General features: G+C 57.4%; 16 protein-coding genes. All 16 read right to left on the reverse strand.

The features are described 5' to 3' along the window. Position 1: 1 nt before the first annotated feature. Complete coding sequence (locus KGA88_RS08650) at positions 2-778, reverse strand: DeoR family transcriptional regulator (protein WP_110659410.1); 777 nt, start codon at positions 776-778, stop codon at positions 2-4. Positions 779-993: 215 nt separating this feature from the next. Further along, positions 994-2,361, reverse strand: a complete 1,368-nt coding sequence (gene glmU / locus KGA88_RS08655) for a bifunctional UDP-N-acetylglucosamine diphosphorylase/glucosamine-1-phosphate N-acetyltransferase GlmU (RefSeq protein ID WP_110659409.1) — start codon at positions 2,359-2,361, stop codon at positions 994-996. Positions 2,362-2,474: 113 nt separating this feature from the next. Then, the gene (locus KGA88_RS08660; RefSeq protein ID WP_007969909.1) at positions 2,475-2,900 is read right to left on the reverse strand and encodes a F0F1 ATP synthase subunit epsilon; all 426 of its coding nucleotides are present in this window, start codon (positions 2,898-2,900) and stop codon (positions 2,475-2,477) included. A 45-nt stretch (positions 2,901-2,945) separates the two neighbouring features. Beyond that, on the reverse strand, positions 2,946-4,325 hold the full coding sequence (gene atpD, locus KGA88_RS08665; protein ID WP_060540274.1) for a F0F1 ATP synthase subunit beta: 1,380 nt from the start codon (positions 4,323-4,325) through the stop codon (positions 2,946-2,948). A gap of 27 nt (positions 4,326-4,352) precedes the next feature. Beyond that, complete coding sequence (gene atpG / locus KGA88_RS08670; RefSeq protein WP_008045673.1) at positions 4,353-5,213, reverse strand: F0F1 ATP synthase subunit gamma; 861 nt, start codon at positions 5,211-5,213, stop codon at positions 4,353-4,355. Positions 5,214-5,263: 50 nt separating this feature from the next. Beyond that, positions 5,264-6,808: a F0F1 ATP synthase subunit alpha gene (atpA, locus tag KGA88_RS08675; protein WP_030132553.1), complete on the reverse strand. Its 1,545-nt coding sequence runs from the start codon at positions 6,806-6,808 to the stop codon at positions 5,264-5,266. Positions 6,809-6,829: 21 nt separating this feature from the next. After that, positions 6,830-7,366, reverse strand: coding sequence for a F0F1 ATP synthase subunit delta (locus KGA88_RS08680; RefSeq protein ID WP_008045680.1), 537 nt, complete (start codon positions 7,364-7,366; stop codon positions 6,830-6,832). A 12-nt stretch (positions 7,367-7,378) separates the two neighbouring features. After that, positions 7,379-7,849 carry a F0F1 ATP synthase subunit B gene (locus KGA88_RS08685; RefSeq protein ID WP_008064601.1) on the reverse strand — a complete coding sequence of 157 codons (471 nt, stop codon included), beginning with the start codon at positions 7,847-7,849 and terminating at the stop codon, positions 7,379-7,381. Between the two features lie 58 nt (positions 7,850-7,907). After that, entirely contained in the window at positions 7,908-8,165 is a 258-nt protein-coding gene (gene atpE, locus KGA88_RS08690; protein ID WP_003097235.1) for a F0F1 ATP synthase subunit C, read from the reverse strand. A gap of 132 nt (positions 8,166-8,297) precedes the next feature. Continuing rightward, the gene (atpB, locus tag KGA88_RS08695; protein WP_110659408.1) at positions 8,298-9,167 is read right to left on the reverse strand and encodes a F0F1 ATP synthase subunit A; all 870 of its coding nucleotides are present in this window, start codon (positions 9,165-9,167) and stop codon (positions 8,298-8,300) included. Positions 9,168-9,183: 16 nt separating this feature from the next. Beyond that, positions 9,184-9,591 carry a F0F1 ATP synthase subunit I gene (locus KGA88_RS08700; protein WP_110659407.1) on the reverse strand — a complete coding sequence of 136 codons (408 nt, stop codon included), beginning with the start codon at positions 9,589-9,591 and terminating at the stop codon, positions 9,184-9,186. A gap of 148 nt (positions 9,592-9,739) precedes the next feature. Then, entirely contained in the window at positions 9,740-10,612 is an 873-nt protein-coding gene (locus KGA88_RS08705; protein ID WP_110659406.1) for a ParB/RepB/Spo0J family partition protein, read from the reverse strand. A gap of 9 nt (positions 10,613-10,621) precedes the next feature. Then, positions 10,622-11,419: a ParA family protein gene (locus tag KGA88_RS08710; protein ID WP_008002319.1), complete on the reverse strand. Its 798-nt coding sequence runs from the start codon at positions 11,417-11,419 to the stop codon at positions 10,622-10,624. 18 nt (positions 11,420-11,437) lie between these two features. Further along, on the reverse strand, positions 11,438-12,082 hold the full coding sequence (rsmG, locus tag KGA88_RS08715; protein WP_223590159.1) for a 16S rRNA (guanine(527)-N(7))-methyltransferase RsmG: 645 nt from the start codon (positions 12,080-12,082) through the stop codon (positions 11,438-11,440). Then, a complete protein-coding gene (mnmG, locus tag KGA88_RS08720; RefSeq protein WP_223590161.1) occupies positions 12,079-13,977 on the reverse strand; it encodes a tRNA uridine-5-carboxymethylaminomethyl(34) synthesis enzyme MnmG in 1,899 nt (632 codons plus the stop codon). Before mnmG ends, rsmG begins: the two co-directional genes overlap by 4 nt. Positions 13,978-14,526: 549 nt before the next feature. Continuing rightward, the gene (mnmE, locus tag KGA88_RS08725) at positions 14,527-15,897 is read right to left on the reverse strand and encodes a tRNA uridine-5-carboxymethylaminomethyl(34) synthesis GTPase MnmE (RefSeq protein WP_223590163.1); all 1,371 of its coding nucleotides are present in this window, start codon (positions 15,895-15,897) and stop codon (positions 14,527-14,529) included. Positions 15,898-15,971: the final 74 nt, after the last annotated feature.

A 15,971-nucleotide genomic window follows, 5' to 3' on the forward strand; every position in this document is an offset into this window, starting at 1 on the left:
GCTATTTCTCCTGACTGACAGCCGCGCATATCAAAGTGATGCCGCGGGCCTGAATCTGATCGCGAGCCTCAAGCGGCAGGCGTTCATCGGTAATAAGGGTATGGACACTGCTCCAGGGCAGCTCCAGATTGGGAATCTTGCGGCCGATCTTGTCGGCCTCCACCATCACGACCACTTCACGGGCGACTTCGGCCATGACCCGGCTCAGCCCGAGCAGTTCGTTGAAGGTGGTTGTACCGCGGACCAGATCGATGCCATCGGCACCGATGAACAGCTGGTCGAAATCGTAGGAGCGTAGTACCTGCTCGGCCACCTGCCCCTGAAAGGACTCGGAATGCGGGTCCCAGGTGCCACCGGTCATCAACAGCACCGGTTCGTGCTCAAGTTCGCTCAGGGCATTGGCGACATGCAGCGAGTTGGTCATCACCACCAGGCCGGGTTGCTGGCCGAGTTCCGGGATCATCGAGGCGGTGGTACTGCCACTGTCGATAATGATGCGCGCATGCTCGCGAATCCGCGCAACGGCGGCACGGGCGATGGCTTGTTTGTACTTGGAAACCGGCTGGCCAAGATCGGCCACCAGCTCCTGAGGCATGGTGATCGCTCCGCCATAACGACGCAGCAACAGCCCATTGCTTTCAAGTGCCGCCAGATCCTTGCGAATCGTAACTTCCGACGTTTCGAAACGCTTGGCCAACTCATCCACACTGACTTCGCCCTGCTCGGTGAGCAAGGCGAGGATGTTGTGGCGGCGTTGAGGCGTGTTGCGCTTCGACATGAGCTAGTAAGTTTCGTTTCGAAAGATAACGGAAGCAATCAAAACCTATCGGCGAAACTTCGTCAAGCGTCATGCGATAAAAAGAACTGTGGATAACTTGTAGGAGCGAGCTTGCTCGCGATGGGCGTGAACGATGACGTATTCCTTCTGGAAAAATGCGCCGCTCTCGAATTCATCGCGAGCAAGCTCGCTCCTACAAGGGAGTTGTGGATAACTCAGCTCTTCTTGACCTTCTCCGGGCGCTTCCAGCCGTCGATGTTCTTCTGGCGAGCACGCCCGATGGCCAACTGGGATTTATCCACAGTCGAGGTAATGGTCGATCCGGCTGCCGTGGTTGCACCGTCCAGGATATCCACAGGCGCTACCAACGAGTTGTTGGAACCGATGAACACATCCGCACCCAGCACGGTTTTCCACTTGTTCACGCCATCGTAGTTGCAGGTGATGGTGCCGGCGCCAATGTTGGTGCGCGCGCCGATCTCGGCATCGCCCAAATAGGCCAGGTGACCGGCCTTGGCGCCTTCGCCCAGGTGTGCGTTTTTCAACTCGACGAAGTTACCCACATGTGCGCGGGCTTCCAGCACGGTGCCTGGACGCAGGCGTGCGAACGGGCCGGCATCGCTGCCTTCACCGAGAATGGCACCTTCGATGTGGCTGTTGGCCTTGATGACCACGCCTTTGCGCAGGGTGCTGTCCTTGATCACGCAGTTCGGGCCGATCACCACGTCATCTTCAATGACGACCTTGCCTTCGAGGATCACGTTGATGTCGATCAGCACGTCGCGGCCAACCGTGACTTCACCGCGCACATCGAAACGCGCCGGGTCGCGCAGCGTCACGCCTTGGGCCATCAAGCGCAGACCCGCGCGCAATTGATAGTGACGCTCAAGTTCGGAAAGCTGTTTACGATCGTTGGCGCCCTGCACTTCCATCGCGTCGTGGGGTTGTTCGGTCGCTACCACCAGACCATCGCTGACCGCCATTTCGATCACGTCGGTCAGGTAATACTCGCCCTGCACGTTGTTGTTGGACAGGCGACTGGTCCAGTCAGCCAGGCGATCCGCCGGGACTGCGAGGATGCCGGTATTGCCTTCGTTGATGCCACGTTGAGCTTCGGTGGCGTCCTTGTGCTCGACGATCGCGCAGACCTTGCCATCAGTGTCGCGAACAATTCGACCGTAACCGGTCGCGTCGTCCAGTTCGACAGTGAGCAGGCCCATTTGCCCAGGCACGACAAGCTTGAGCAGGCGCTGCAGGGTTTCTGTTTCAATCAAAGGCACATCACCGTAAAGAACCAGCACAGTGTCGGCTTTGATGAAGGGTACAGCCTGGGCCACGGCGTGACCGGTGCCCAGTTGTTTGTCCTGAAGGACGAAATTCAGATCGTCAGCGGCCAGGCGCTCACGCACGGCATCGGCGCCATGGCCGATCACCACGTGAATGCGCTGTGGATCAAGTTGTCGGGCGCTGTGGATAACATGGCCGAGCATGGAGTTGCCGGCAATCGGGTGCAGTACTTTCGGCAAAGCGGAACGCATGCGCGTGCCTTGGCCAGCAGCGAGAATAACGATTTCAAGAGACATGACTGGCTACCAATCCTGGGTGGTCAGCGGCTGCGACCAGGTTGTAAAAATCGGAAAAGAAAAAAGGGTAGCCGAGGCTACCCTTTTTAATCAATCACACAACAAGCGCTGCCTTAGTGGCCGAACTTCTTGCGGATCTGCTGGACGGTGCGCAGCTGAGCTGCAGCCTCGGCCAGACGTGCGGCAGCGGAACCGTAATCGAATTCAGCGCCACGTTCATGCAAGGCCTTCTCGGCAGCCTTGACGGCTTCCTGAGCGGAGGCTTCATCCAGGTCGGCAGCACGTTGCACGGTGTCGGCAAGTACCTTGACCATGTTCGGCTGAACCTCGAGGAAACCACCGGAGATGTAATACACCTCCTCTTCCCCGCCCTGCTTGACCAGGCGGATCGGACCTGGCTTCAGATTAGTGATCAGCGGCGCGTGACCCAGAGCGATACCAAGATCACCCAGTGCACCGTGCGCAATCACCATCTCGACCAGACCGGAAAAGATTTCCCCTTCCGCGCTGACGATATCGCAATGGACTGTCATAGCCATCTGATTGCCTCAACCTAAATTAGCGCCCGTTGCCGGGCGCCGGGATTACAGTTTCTTGGCTTTCTCGATCGCTTCTTCGATGCCGCCAACCATGTAGAACGCTTGTTCTGGCAGGTGGTCGTAGTCACCGTTGAGGATGCCTTTGAAGCCAGCAATGGTGTCTTTCAGGGAAACGTATTTACCCGATGCACCGGTGAAGACTTCAGCCACGAAGAACGGCTGCGACAAGAAACGCTGGATCTTACGAGCACGGTTTACCAACTGCTTGTCGGCTTCCGACAGCTCGTCCATACCCAGGATCGCAATGATGTCCTTCAGTTCTTTGTAACGCTGCAGAACGTACTGGACGCCGCGAGCGGTGTCGTAGTGGTCCTGGCCGATTACGTTCGGGTCCAGCTGGCGCGAAGTCGAGTCGAGTGGATCGACCGCTGGGTAGATACCCAGGGAAGCGATGTCACGGGACAGAACGACGGTAGCGTCCAAGTGGGCGAAGGTGGTCGCTGGCGACGGGTCGGTCAAGTCGTCCGCAGGTACGTATACCGCTTGGATCGAGGTGATCGAACCTTCCTTGGTCGAAGTGATACGTTCTTGCAGAACGCCCATCTCTTCAGCCAGGGTCGGCTGGTAACCTACTGCCGAAGGCATACGGCCCAGCAGTGCGGATACTTCAGTACCGGCCAGGGTGTAACGATAGATGTTGTCGACGAACAGCAGAACGTCGTTACCTTCGTCACGGAACTTCTCGGCCATGGTCAGGCCGGTCAGTGCTACGCGCAGACGGTTACCCGGCGGCTCGTTCATCTGACCGTAAACCAGTGCCACTTTGTCCAGAACGTTGGAATCCTTCATCTCGTGGTAGAAGTCGTTACCCTCACGAGTACGCTCACCCACACCTGCGAACACGGAATAACCGCTGTGCTCGATGGCGATGTTACGGATCAGTTCCATCATGTTTACGGTTTTGCCTACACCGGCACCACCGAACAGACCGACTTTACCGCCTTTGGCAAACGGGCAAACCAGGTCGATAACCTTGATGCCGGTTTCCAGCAGGTCGTTGCCGCCTGCTTGTTCAGCGAACGAAGGCGCTGGACGGTGAATGCCCCAGCGCTCGTCGGTGTCGATTGGACCTGCTTCGTCGATCGGGTTGCCCAGAACGTCCATGATCCGGCCCAGAGTCGCTTTACCGACCGGTACGGAGATGGCTGCGCCAGAGTCGACAACGTCCAGACCGCGCTTCAAGCCTTCGGTGGAACCCATCGCAATGGTACGAACCACGCCGTCGCCCAGCTGCTGCTGAACTTCCAGGGTGGTCCCGGCCGCGCTTTGTACAGTCAGCGCGTTGTAGATGCTCGGTACGCTGTCGCGTGGAAATTCCACGTCGATAACGGCGCCGATGATTTGAACGATACGTCCGCTACTCATAGCTGGATCCTCTGAATATTTGAACCGTTAAACCGCGGCAGCGCCGCCGACGATTTCCGAGATCTCTTGGGTGATCGCAGCCTGACGCGCCTTGTTGTAGACCAGCTGCAAATCGCTGATCAAATCACCGGCGTTGTCGGTAGCGTTCTTCATCGCGATCATCCGCGCAGCTTGTTCAGCCGCGTTGTTCTCGACCACCGCCTGGTAGACCTGCGACTCAACGTAACGGACCATCAAGCCGTCTAGCAGCTCTTTGGCGTCCGGTTCGTACAGATAATCCCAGTGGTGCTTGAGGTCTTGATCCGGGGTTGCCACCAGTGGAATCAATTGCTCCACGGTAGGCTGTTGCGTCATGGTGTTGATGAACTTGTTGGACACCACGGACAGGCGGTCAATACGGCCGTCCAGGTAGGCATCCAGCATCACCTTGACGCTGCCGATCAGATCATTGATCGACGGCTCTTCACCCAGGTGGCTGATAGCTGCAACGACGTTACCGCCGAAGTTGCGGAAAAAGGCCGCACCCTTGCTACCAACGACACACAGATCGATCTCGACGCCGTTTTCGCGGTTTACCGCCATGTCCTTGACCAGGGCCTTGAACAGGTTGGTGTTCAAGCCGCCGCACAGACCACGGTCACTGCTCACTACGACATAACCAACACGCTTGATTTCGCGGTCGATCATGAACGGGTGGCGGTATTCCGGGTTGGCGTTGGCCAGATGCCCAATTACCTGGCGGATACGCTCCGCATAAGGACGGCTAGCAGCCATGCGCATTTGTGCCTTGCGCATTTTGCTGACCGCCACTTTTTCCATGGCGCTGGTAATCTTTTGCGTGCTTTTGATGCTCGCAATCTTACTGCGAATCTCTTTTGCGCCTGCCATGTAACACCTATCAGGTTAGCAAGCGGGAGCCTTGCGGCTCCCGCTGCGGCTTACCAGGTTTGGGTGGCCTTGAACTTCTCGATACCGGCTTTCATGCCAGCGTCGATTTCGTCATTGAAGTCACCTTTCACGTTGATCTTCGCCATCAAATCGGCGTGATCGCGGTTGAAGAAAGCAATCAGCGCTTGCTCGAAGCTGCCGATCTTGGCGATTTCAACGTCAGTCAGGAACCCACGCTCAGCGGCATACAGCGACAGCGCCATGTCAGCGATCGACATTGGTGCGTATTGCTTCTGCTTCATCAGCTCGGTAACGCGCTGACCATGCTCAAGTTGCTTACGGGTCGCTTCGTCCAGGTCAGAAGCGAACTGGGCGAATGCCGCCAGTTCACGGTACTGAGCCAGAGCGGTACGGATGCCACCGGACAGCTTCTTGATGATCTTGGTCTGAGCGGCACCACCCACACGGGATACCGAAACACCGGCGTTCACTGCAGGGCGGATGCCCGAGTTGAACATGGCCGATTCCAGGAAGATCTGACCGTCGGTGATGGAAATCACGTTGGTCGGAACGAACGCGGAAACGTCGCCAGCCTGGGTTTCGATGATCGGCAGTGCAGTCAGGGAACCGGTTTTGCCGGTCACTGCGCCGTTGGTGAACTTCTCTACGTATTCTTCCGAAACGCGGGATGCGCGCTCCAGCAGACGGGAGTGGAGATAGAACACGTCGCCTGGGTAAGCTTCACGGCCTGGTGGACGGCGCAGCAGCAGGGAAATCTGGCGGTAAGCCACTGCTTGCTTGGACAGATCGTCATAAACGATCAGCGCGTCTTCACCGCGGTCGCGGAAGAATTCACCCATGGTGCAACCGGAGTACGGTGCCAGGAATTGCAGCGCAGGAGATTCCGAAGCACTGGCAGCCACGATGATCGTGTTGGCCAGGGCGCCGTTTTCTTCCAGCTTACGAACAACGTTGGCGATGGTCGATTGTTTCTGACCGATTGCTACGTAGACGCAGAAAATGCCGCTGTTCTTCTGGTTGATGATCGCGTCGATCGCCAGAGCGGTTTTACCGATCTGACGGTCACCGATGATCAGCTCACGCTGGCCACGGCCGACAGGGATCATGGCATCGACAGCCTTGTAGCCAGTCTGTACAGGCTGGTCTACCGACTTACGCCAGATCACGCCTGGAGCAACTTTCTCGACCGCGTCGGTCTCGGTGTTGCCCAGTGGACCTTTGCCGTCAACAGGGTTACCCAGTGCGTCGACAACGCGACCCAGCAGTTCCTTACCAACAGGAACTTCCAGGATGCGGCCAGTGCACTTGGCGCTCATGCCTTCAGCCAGAGACTGGTATGCGCCCAATACAACGGCACCTACGGAGTCTTGCTCCAGGTTGAGGGCCATACCGAAGACGCCGCCCGGAAACTCGATCATCTCGCCGTACATTACGTCGGCCAGACCGTGAATCCGCACGATACCGTCAGATACGCTGACGACAGTGCCTTCGTTACGGGCTTGGGAGGTCACATCGAGCTTGTCGATGCGGCCCTTGATAATTTCACTTATTTCGGAAGGATTGAGTTGCTGCATTGCTCTGCTGCCCCTTCAAACTCAAGATTTCAATGCTTCGGCAAGTTTCGCGATTTTGCCGCGAATCGAGCCATCGATAACCAGGTCGCCGGCGCGGATGACGACACCACCAATAAGGGCAGCGTCCTCCGCAACTTGCAGGCGCACTTCCCGGTTGAGTCGTGCACTGAGAACCTTGGCGAGTTTGTCTTGCTGTTCTTGGTTCAATGCAAAAGCACTGGTCACTTCTACGTCTACCGATTTCTCTTGTTCGGCCTTGTACAGGTCGAACAGAGCGGCGATCTCCGGCAACAGCGGGAGACGGTCGTTTTCGGCAACGACGTGGATGAAGTTCTGTGCCTTGGCATCAAACTTGTCGCCGCACACGTCAATGAACGTGGCGGCCTTTTCTGCGCTCGTCAGTCGCGGGGCCTTGAGCACGCGCTGCATGGTGTCGTCTTCCGACACCGCTGCAGCCAGGCCGAGCATGGCTGACCAATTGGCCAGTTGCTGGTGGGCCTGAGCGTGCTCGAAGGCCGCCTTAGCGTAAGGTCGGGCCAACGTGGTCAGTTCTGCCATGATCGCCCTCGCTTAGATTTCAGCAGCCAGTTGGTTAACCAGCTCTGCGTGCGCGTTTTGATCGATTGTGGCACCCAGGATCTTCTCGGCGCCGCCGACTGCCAGCAAGCCCACTTGGGCACGCAGCGCGTCTTTGACACTGTTCAGTTCCTGTTCGATCTCGGCCTGAGCCTGAACCTTCACACGGTCAGCGTCGATACGGGCTTTTTCAACAGCCTCTTCAACGATCTGGTTACCGCGTTTCTTGGCTTGCTCGATGATTTCAGCTGCCTGAGCTTTCGCTTCGCGCAGTTGTTGACCCGCTTTCTCTTGGGCCAACTCCAGGTCGCGAGCTGCTCGGCTGGCAGCGTCCAGACCATCAGCGATCTTCTTTTGACGTTCGTGCAGTGCCGCGATGACCGGAGGCCATACGAACTTCATGCAGAACAGTACAAAAATCAGGAACGCAACGGACTGGCCAATCAGGGTCGCATTAATGTTCACGCCAACACCTCGCAGTTACGTTGTCCATCACACCAAATTACCCGGAAGATCCGAGTAATTAGCCAGCGATCTGACCAACGAACGGGTTCGCAAAGGTGAAGAACAGAGCGATACCAACACCGATCATGGTTACGGCGTCGAGCAGACCGGCAACGATGAACATTTTAACTTGCAGCATTGGAACCATTTCTGGCTGACGCGCTGCGCCTTCCAGGAACTTGCCGCCCAGCAGGCCGAAACCAATTGCGGTACCCAGTGCGCCCAGGCCGATCAACAGTGCAACAGCGATAGCGGTTAGACCAACTACAGTTTCCATCTTTCCTCCCGACTTTTACGTCGTATGGTTTAGGTTTTTTTAATTTAAAGCGGTAAAACAAATCGTTTCAGAGGCCCCGAAGAGCCCCTTCCCGTTTGACCGGGAAGGACATCAGACTAGTCGAGACTGGTCTTAATGGTTTTCTTCGTGTGCCATCGACAGGTAGACGATGGTCAGCATCATGAAGATGAACGCCTGCAGGGTGATGATCAGGATGTGGAACACAGCCCACGCCCACTGCAGAACAACGCCCAGGCCACTAAGCCAGAGCAGACCGCTGCCAAACATCACAGCAATCAGGATGAAGACCAGCTCGCCGGCGTACATGTTGCCGAACAGACGCAGAGCCAGGGAGATCGGCTTGGCGATCAGGGTCACGAATTCCAGCAGGAAGTTCACCGGGATCAGCAGCGCTTGAACGAAGATGTTCTTGCTGCCGAACGGGTGCAGGGTCAGTTCGCCGATGAAGCCGCCGATACCCTTGACCTTGATGCTGTAGAAAATGATCAGTGCGAAAACCGAGAGCGCCATGCCCAGCGTTGCGTTCGGGTCGGTGGTCGACACGGCACGGAACGGGATGTGGTGGTCGCCGGAGATCAGGATGGCCAGTTGAGGAATCCAGTCGACCGGTACCAGGTCGACGGCGTTCATCAGGAACACCCAGACGAAGATGGTCAGTGCCAGCGGTGCAATCACCGGGCTACGGCCATGGAAGCTGTCTTTCACGCTGCCATCGACGAATTCGACCAAAACTTCAACGAAGTTCTGCAAAGCACCTGGCTGACCGGAAGTCGCCTTCTTTGCCGCCATGCGGAAAAGAAGAACGAAGATCAGACCCAATGCGACCGACCAGCCGAGAGTATCGACGTGGAAAGCCCAGAAGCCCATTTCCTTGGCTTCTGCTGCGGTGTGGGCAAAGCCCCAGCCGCCGGTAGGGAGCTGACCGAAAGTCAGGTTCTGCAAGTGGTGCTGGATATAGCCCGAAGCGGTTGTTTCTGCCATGGTTGCCTCAAACGCCCTAAGGTCTCGAAAGTCTTGTTCTCATCAGCAGGGGCGCGAACCAGCTGACCAGTTGGGTCAACACGAAGACGCCGAATACAGCTAGCGGCGCCAATGGCTTCACACCTGCAAACGTCAATGCAAAGAGCACTGCCGTCAAAATCAACTTGCCCGCCTCGCCGGCATAAAATGACCGAACGATGGCTTGAGCTGCCCGGGCGCCGGAAAACCGAAATGCCCTGTGAGCGAAATAAACATTGGGTAGCAAGGCTATCAGGCCTCCGCAGAGTCCCGAGTACCCGGCAACGACTCCATATCGGTACCAGAGCGCCAAAGCGGCGATCAGCAACACGACAAATTGAGCCATTAACACCGGAAAAACTGCCAGGCGATGGAAGGGCAGGCGGTTTGGCGTGCGGGTTTCCATCACTTTTACTCTCCAATGGTCGGCTGCCGAAATTCAATAACTTGGCATAATTTGTGCCGACAAAATGCGCGCAGAGTATAGGGGCGGTTCTGCCCCTATTCAACTGTCAGGTAGTGATTTCCGACTGCGCGCTACATGAGGAAATGTTTCAGCGGATATGCGCGAGCACGCCTTGAAGCTCATCCAGGGAGTTGTAACCAATTACCAACTGCCCTTTACCCTTCTTACCGTGGCGAATCTGCACCGCAGAGCCTAGGCGCTCGGCCAGGCGCTGCTCGAGACGGGCGATATCCGGGTCCGGTTTTGCCGGTTCAACAGGCTCAGGTTTACCACTCAACCACTGGCGAACCAGTGCCTCGGTTTGGCGCACGGTCAGCCCGCGTGCGACAACATGTCGCGCCCCTTCGACCTGCTGATTTTCCGGTAAACCGAGCAAAGCACGGGCATGACCCATTTCCAGGTCGCCGTGGGACAACATGGTCTTGATGACTTCCGGCAAGGAAATCAGGCGCAGCAGGTTAGCCACGGTTACCCGGGACTTGCCCACAGCTTCGGCCACCTGTTGCTGGGTCAGCTGGAATTCCTGCTGCAAACGCTGCAGGGCCACCGCTTCTTCAATCGGATTCAGGTCTTCGCGCTGGATGTTCTCGATCAGCGCGATGGCGATCGCGGTTTCATCGGGTACATCGCGAACCATCGCCGGGATGGTTTCCTGACCGGCCTGCTGGCTGGCACGCCAGCGGCGTTCGCCGGCAATGATTTCGAAGCGGCCAGCGCCGATCGGGCGAACCACGATGGGCTGCATGACGCCCTGGGCCTTGATCGACTGCGCCAGCTCTTCGAGCGCCTGCGGATCCATGTCACGACGCGGCTGGTACTTGCCGCGCTGGAGCAAGTCCAGTGGCAAGTGTTGCAGCTCACGGTGATCGGCTTGCGCCGCTTGTTCTTCCAGCGAGCTGACGGTCGGACCACTCAGCAGTGCATCCAGTCCTCGTCCGAGACCTCGTTTCTTGACGGCCATGGGGATTCCTTAAGTTGCCTGAGCGGCGGCGATGCGTGAGTTTTTGCGCTGACGACGAACCATTTCGCCCGCCAGTGCCAGGTAGGCAACGGCACCGCGCGAGGATTTGTCGTACGCCAGCGCCGGCATGCCGTAGCTTGGCGCTTCGGCCAGACGGATGTTGCGCGGAATGACGGTGTCGTAGAGCTGTTCGCCGAAGTGTTCCTTGAGCTGCGCCGAGACATCGTTCATCAGGCTCAGGCGCGGGTCGTACATCGTACGCAGCAGGCCTTCGACCTTGAGGTTCGGGTTCAGCAGCTCGGCGATACGCTTGATGTTATCCACAAGGTCGCTCAAGCCTTCGAGTGCGAAGTACTCGCACTGCATGGGGATAATGACCCCGTCGGCGGCAACCAGTGCGTTCAAGGTCAGCATCGACAGCGACGGCGGGCAGTCGATCAGGATGTAATCGTAGTTTTCCCGGATTGGCGCCAGCGCACTGCGCAGGCGACTTTCCTTCATCTGCATTTCCAGCAGCACCACTTCGGCCGCGGTGAGGTCGCGGTTGGCCGGCAACAACTGGTAACCGCCGTGTTCGGAGAAGTGCATGGCCTGGGCCAGATCACATTCGCCGATCAGCAGGTCGTAGACCGAGTTTTCCAGGCCGTGTTTATCCACACCGCTACCCATGGTGGCGTTGCCCTGTGGATCGAGGTCGATCAACAGCACCCGGCGCTTGGTCGCGACCAGGGATGCTGCGAGGTTGATGCAGGTGGTGGTCTTGCCCACACCGCCCTTTTGGTTCGCTATCGCGAATACCTTAGCCATTCTTGCTTGTGTTCCCAATCATGCCGTGCGGCGCAGTATCAGCAGATGGCGTTGGCCTTGGCAACCAGGTACGGCCAGGGCGTGTTCGCTATCGAGGTGGAAGTCTGCCGGCAATGCTACCAGTTCATCGGCGGGGTGAACGCCCTTCATTGCCAGCCAGCGTGTTTCGCTATCGCCGAGGTGGCGAGTCCAGTTGCTGAAGTTCTCCATGCTGCTGAACGCCCGGGAAATGATCCCGTTGAACGGTTGGGCAGGCTGGAAGGCTTCGACGCGACTGTGGATAACTTGCAGGTTATCCAGCTTGAGTTCGAGTTTGACCTGGGTCAGGAAGCGGGTTTTCTTGCCGTTGCTGTCCAGGCAAGTCACCTGGGACTCGGGAAACAGGATGGCCAGTGGAATGCCAGGCATGCCACCGCCACTGCCGACATCGAGCCAGCGTCCGTTTTCGATGAATGACATCACGCTCAGACTGTCGAGCAGATGGCGGGAGACCATTTCGTCCGGATTACGTACGGCAGTGAGGTTGTAAGCCTTGTTCCATTTTATCAACAGGGCCAGATAACCCAGCAATTGCGCGTGCTGGGTTTCGGTCAGCGTGACGCCAAGCTGGCGGGCACCTGTGGATAACTCTTCTGCGTGTTGCGAAGTGACCAACGAACTCAAGCGCTTTGCTCCAACTGACGGCCCGCGCCGCGTTTTTTCAAATGAATCATCAACAGCGAAATGGCTGCCGGCGTTACGCCCGGGATACGCGAGGCCTGGCCCAAAGTCTCCGGACGGGTCGCGCCGAGCTTGCTCTGGATCTCTTTGGAGAGACCGGAAATATTCGTGTAATCGATATCCACAGGCAGTTTGGTGTCTTCGCTGGCTCGCAAGCGGGCGATTTCATCCTGTTGACGATCGATGTAGCCGGCGTATTTGGTCTTGATTTCGACCTGCTCGGCGACTTGTGGATCTTCTGCCCCGCCACCGGTCACTTCGATCAGACCAGCGTAGTCGATTTCCGGACGGCTCAAGAGATTGAGCAGGTTGTATTCGTGAGTCAGCGGCGTGCCGAATTTTTCGGCAATCGCATCGCCCTGTTCGGTGCCCGGGCGGACCCAGGTGCTTTTCAGGCGCTGCTCTTCCAATTCGATGCTTTCGCGTTTTTTGCAGAAAGCTGCCCAGCGCACGTCATCGACCAGGCCGAGTTCACGGCCTTTTTCGGTCAAGCGCAGGTCGGCGTTGTCTTCGCGCAGGATCAAACGGTACTCGGCACGGGAGGTGAACATCCGGTACGGCTCTTGGGTACCGAGGGTAATCAGGTCGTCGACCAACACACCGATGTAGGCCTCGTCGCGACGCGGACACCAGGCCTCTTTGCCTTGGGCGCGCAGTGCCGCGTTGGTGCCGGCGAGCAAACCCTGGGCGCCGGCTTCTTCGTAACCGGTGGTGCCGTTGATTTGTCCGGCGAAAAACAGGCCGCCAATGACTTTGGTTTCCAGGCTGTACTTCAGGTCACGCGGGTCGAAGTAGTCGTATTCGATGGCGTAGCCCGGACGCACGATATGCGCGTTTTCCATGCCGCGGATCGATTGCACGATCTGCAATTGCACGTCGAACGGCAAGCTTGTGGATATCCCGTTCGGATACAGCTCATGAGTGGTCAAACCTTCCGGCTCGATGAAGACCTGATGGCTTTCCTTGTCGGCAAACCGGTGGATCTTGTCTTCGATCGACGGGCAATAGCGCGGGCCGATGCCTTCGATCTCACCGACAGCGGAATACATCGGCGAACGGTCGAGGTTCGCGGCAATGATTTCGTGGGTGCGGGCGTTGGTGTGGGTAATCCAGCAACTGACCTGCTTCGGATGTTGCTCTTTGGAACCCATGAACGACATCACCGGGATCGGCGTATCACCCGGTTGCTCGGACATCACCGAGAAATCCACAGAACGGCCATCGATGCGCGGTGGTGTACCGGTTTTCAGGCGACCAACACGCAAAGGCAGTTCGCGCAAACGATGTGCGAGGGCAATTGACGGTGGATCACCGGCGCGACCGCCGGAAAAATTCTGCAAACCGATGTGGATAAGTCCACCGAGGAACGTACCGGTGGTCAACACCACGGAATCGGCGAAGAACCGCAGACCCATTTGCGTGACAACACCACGGACTTGTTCCTGCTCGACGATCAGATCGTCAGCGGCTTGTTGAAATATCCACAGGTTCGGCTGGTTCTCCAGGATTTCGCGGACAGCTGCCTTGTACAGAACCCGGTCTGCCTGAGCGCGGGTTGCACGCACGGCCGGGCCTTTGCGGCTGTTCAACACGCGAAACTGGATGCCGCCTTTATCGGTAGCCATGGCCATCGCGCCGCCGAGGGCGTCGATTTCCTTGACCAGGTGGCTTTTGCCGATCCCGCCGATGGCAGGGTTGCAACTCATGGCACCGAGGGTTTCCACGTTATGCGTCAGCAACAGGGTTTTAACCCCCATACGTGCTGAGGCCAGTGCTGCCTCGGTACCGGCATGACCGCCGCCGATGACGATCACTTCAAAACGGGAAGGGAAATCCACCACGCACCTCGTGCCTGCTTAAGTAGGTAATTCAGGAATAGTTTGAGCTCAGGTTTTTGGACCTGGTCGACAAGTATAGGGACTTCGCCCTTCCTAAAGAACCCTTTGCACAAAATTTAACCAGCTGTGGAAAAGTCGGTGTTATAGAAATTAAAAAGAAAGAAATTTATTAAATCTTTGTTTTTATGTTTATTTCTATGCACATGCCTTTCTGTGGATAGATCTATACAGCCCTTTATTTTCAATGTGTACAGAGATTCAAAACCCTGTGGTCATGTGCCAATGAGGCCCTTGGATAACCGGTGTAAGCCTGTGGATGAAAGGGGTGGTTATCCACAGAGGCGGTTATGTTCAGTTTTCAGGCCCTGTTATCAACTGACCTTAGCCGCGGTTATTCACAGGGCTTAATCCACAGATAAGTGCCGTTCGCTCGAAATTCAGGCAGGAGAATTCCGCTCAAGCAGACAAAATCCGCTCGGCACTGGTGTGTTTATTCAGGAAGGAGGGAACAGACAGGCGCGAATGGCCTGTCTGTGAAGAGCAGGAGGGCTATTTACCGATACAGAAACTGGAGAAAATTCGCCCCAACAGATCGTCAGAGCTGAAAGCGCCGGTGATTTCTCCCAGCGAGTGCTGAGCCTGACGCAAATCCTCGGCCAGCAGCTCACCAGCACCGGCCAGGGTCAATTGCGCACGACCATGCTCGAGGGCTGCACTGGCATGCCGCAGCGCCTCAAGGTGTCGCCGGCGAGCGCTGAAGCTGCTTTCGGACGTTTGTTCATAGCCCATGCAGGCCTTGAGGTGATCACGCAGCAGCTCCAGGCCACCCCCTCCGGACTTGGCGCTCAGGCTGATCGTGACGTGGCCGTCCTCGCTGACTTCCAGGGCAATGGCTTCGCCCGTAAGGTCAGCCTTGTTGCGGATCAGGGTGACTTTTGCCGGATCGGGACGGATTTCCAGAAACTCCGGCCAGAGTGCGAACGGATCGAGGGCTTCCGGTGCCGTCGCGTCGACCACTAGCAATACCCGATCCGCTTCGCCGATGGCTTTCAAGGCACGCTCGACGCCGATTTTTTCCACATGGTCATCGGTATAGCGCAGACCGGCGGTATCCACTACGTGCAGCGGCATGCCATCGATGTGGATATGTTCACGCAGGACGTCCCTGGTAGTGCCGGCAATTTCGGTCACGATTGCCGCTTCACGCCCGGCCAGTGCATTGAGCAGGCTGGATTTACCGGCATTCGGACGACCGGCAATGACTACGGTCATGCCATCGCGCAGCAAGGCACCCTGCCCGGCTTCACGGATGACGGTGGATAACTCGTCGCGCACTTTGTCGAGCATGCTCAGGACGTGGCCATCGGCGAGGAAGTCGATTTCCTCTTCCGGGAAATCGATGGCCGCTTCGACATAGATCCGCAGGCCGATCAGTTGCTCGGTGAGGTTATGCACACGTGACGAGAAAGCCCCCTGCAAGGAGCGCAACGCGTTTCGCGCAGCCTGGGCAGAACTGGCTTCAATCAGGTCGGCAATGGCCTCGGCCTGGGCGAGGTCCAGTTTGTCGTTGAGGAACGCGCGTTCGCTGAATTCCCCCGGTCGGGCGAGCCGGCAACCCAGTTCCAGGCAACGCTTGAGCAGCATATCCAGAACGATCGGGCCGCCATGACCTTGCAGCTCCAGCACATCTTCGCCGGTAAACGAGTTTGGCCCTGGAAAATACAGCGCGATGCCCTGGTCCAATACTTCGTCATTTTCACTGAAAAAGGGACCGTAGTGGGCAAATCGCGGCTTGAGCTCGCGACCACTGAAGGCCTTGGCCGCAACGCTGGCCAACGGCCCGGAAATACGCACGATGCCTACTCCGCCGCGACCTTGAGCGGTGGCGACAGCGGCGATGGTTTCACGAGGAACGCTCATAAACCGGTATCCAGACAAAAGTGACAGATAGCAAAACGCCCCACTAGGGGGCGTTTTGAGTGGTTATCCACAGT

The organism is Pseudomonas sp. A-R-19, from assembly GCF_019956575.1.
Taxonomy (GTDB): Bacteria; Pseudomonadota; Gammaproteobacteria; order Pseudomonadales; family Pseudomonadaceae; genus Aquipseudomonas.

Bases quoted from the DNA above. Each gene is read 5' to 3' on its own strand.
- glmU (WP_110659409.1), bottom strand. From the start codon at position 2,361: ATGTCTCTTGAAATCGTTATTCTCGCTGCTGGCCAAGGCACGCGCATG.
- atpG (WP_008045673.1), bottom strand. From the start codon at position 5,213: ATGGCAGGCGCAAAAGAGATTCGCAGTAAGATTGCGAGCATCAAAAGC.
- KGA88_RS08700 (WP_110659407.1), bottom strand. From the start codon at position 9,591: ATGGAAACCCGCACGCCAAACCGCCTGCCCTTCCATCGCCTGGCAGTT.
- atpE (WP_003097235.1), bottom strand. From the start codon at position 8,165: ATGGAAACTGTAGTTGGTCTAACCGCTATCGCTGTTGCACTGTTGATC.
- mnmE (WP_223590163.1), bottom strand. From the start codon at position 15,897: ATGAGCGTTCCTCGTGAAACCATCGCCGCTGTCGCCACCGCTCAAGGT.
- atpA (WP_030132553.1), bottom strand. From the start codon at position 6,808: ATGCAGCAACTCAATCCTTCCGAAATAAGTGAAATTATCAAGGGCCGC.
- atpD (WP_060540274.1), bottom strand. From the start codon at position 4,325: ATGAGTAGCGGACGTATCGTTCAAATCATCGGCGCCGTTATCGACGTG.
- KGA88_RS08680 (WP_008045680.1), bottom strand. From the start codon at position 7,366: ATGGCAGAACTGACCACGTTGGCCCGACCTTACGCTAAGGCGGCCTTC.
- KGA88_RS08705 (WP_110659406.1), bottom strand. From the start codon at position 10,612: ATGGCCGTCAAGAAACGAGGTCTCGGACGAGGACTGGATGCACTGCTG.
- atpB (WP_110659408.1), bottom strand. From the start codon at position 9,167: ATGGCAGAAACAACCGCTTCGGGCTATATCCAGCACCACTTGCAGAAC.
- KGA88_RS08710 (WP_008002319.1), bottom strand. From the start codon at position 11,419: ATGGCTAAGGTATTCGCGATAGCGAACCAAAAGGGCGGTGTGGGCAAG.
- KGA88_RS08650 (WP_110659410.1), bottom strand. From the start codon at position 778: ATGTCGAAGCGCAACACGCCTCAACGCCGCCACAACATCCTCGCCTTG.
- KGA88_RS08660 (WP_007969909.1), bottom strand. From the start codon at position 2,900: ATGGCTATGACAGTCCATTGCGATATCGTCAGCGCGGAAGGGGAAATC.